The organism is Streptacidiphilus pinicola (assembly GCF_003258295.1).
Lineage (GTDB): Bacteria > Actinomycetota > Actinomycetes > Streptomycetales > Streptomycetaceae > Streptacidiphilus > Streptacidiphilus pinicola.
Window position 1 is genome coordinate 1 of sequence record NZ_QKYN01000274.1, and the last position, 1,074, is coordinate 1,074.

Sequence of the window (1,074 nt, forward strand, 5' to 3'; positions counted from 1 at the left end):
TCCCCGGCCTCGCCGACGACGGCGATGTCGGACTCGGCCTCCAGAATCATGCGGAAACCGGTGCGCAGCAGCGGCTGGTCGTCGACCAGCAGCACGCGGATCGTCACGGAACGCTCCATCGTTGATCAGTTGAGGCTGTCAGCCAAAGGGTACGCAGGCGGAGTGCCGCCCCACGCAGGGCACAGGGATTTGTGCGCACACCAGTCGCACAGCCGGTTGGGGCTGGCGGGCCAGTCGCCCGTCTCCAGGGCGCGCTGGATCGCCTGCCAGAGCGCCTGCAGCTTGCGCTCCACGGCCAGCAGATCCGTCTCGTCCGGGTCGTAGGTGACGATCTGCCCGCCGCCGCCCAGGTACATCAGCTGCAGCCGCTTGGGCACCACGCCGCGCTCGCGCCAGATCACCAGCGCGTAGAACTTCATCTGGAACATGGCCTTGCCCTCGAAGTCCCGCGAGGGCGCGCGGCCGGTCTTGTAGTCCACCACGCGGACCTCGCCGGTGGGCGCGACGTCCACGCGGTCCACGTAGCCGCGCAGCGTCAGGCCGGACTCCAGCGTGGTGGTCACCAACAGCTCCCGCTCGGCGGGCTGCAGCCGGTTCGGGTCCTCGACCCGGAAGTAGGACTCCAGCAGCTTCTCCGCGTCCGCGAGCCAGGCCGCCAGCTCCGCCGCCCCCGTCTCGGCGGGGAAGAGCTCCGCGACCTCCGGTCGCTCCTCCAGCAGCCGTTCCCACTCCGGGCGCAGCAGCGCCCGCGCGGTGTCGGGCGTGCGGTCACCGGCGGGCGAGTCGAAGAGCCGCTCCAGCACGGCATGGATCAGCGTGCCGCGGGTGGCCGCCGGACTGGGCGGCTCGGGCAGCCGGTCGATCACCCGGAGCCGGTAGAGCAGCGGGCAGGTCATGAAGTCCGACGCGCGCGAGGGCGACAGCGAGACCGGATGCGCGGGCCCGGAGGGCGCCTGCGGCGCCTCGGGGTGCGCGGGGGTCTCCAGCGGCGCGGCCTCCGTCTCGCTCGCGGGCTCGGCCTGACTCGCGGACTGGGCCTGACTCGCGGGCTGGGCCGAGCCCGCGAGCGAGACG

The 1,074-nt window shown here is 72.7% G+C and carries 1 protein-coding gene and 1 pseudogene; both read right to left on the minus strand.

The annotated features are described in order from the left end of the window. Positions 1-107, minus strand: a pseudogene (locus tag DN069_RS39075) (DNA-binding response regulator); the annotation flags it as partial. A gap of 18 nt (positions 108-125) precedes the next feature. Then, positions 126-1,074: RecB family exonuclease (locus DN069_RS39080; RefSeq protein ID WP_424556371.1), on the minus strand; the 949-nt coding region annotated here is incomplete at its 5' end.